The following is a 257-nucleotide window of genomic DNA, read 5'->3' on the forward strand; positions in this document are numbered from 1 at the left end:
GGGAGACGCCGACTATCGGGGGGACCGCAGCGTGGCCTCGATGCCGGTCACGGCTTCTCGCAGAGCGATGATCGCCGCCGTGTGCGGCGCTTGTCGTGGTAGCACCACGGAAAGCGCGGCGACGACTTCACCTGCGTCGCGGATCGGCACGGCCACGCCGGTCGAGACGGATTCGATCGAACCTTGCGCGATCGCCACGCCATCGCGACGCACGCCAGCGAGGAGACGGCGTAGACGTCCGGGATCGGTCACCGTCT

The 257-nt window shown here is 68.9% G+C and carries 1 protein-coding gene; it reads right to left on the bottom strand.

Annotated elements, in window-relative coordinates:
• Positions 1-12: 12 nt before the first annotated feature.
• The coding region (locus tag ACZ3HH_RS30675) for an IclR family transcriptional regulator domain-containing protein (RefSeq protein ID WP_465810437.1) at positions 13-257 on the bottom strand (245 nt) is incomplete at its 5' end.

This window comes from Pseudomonas sp. PME37.24/025 (genome assembly GCF_055556615.1).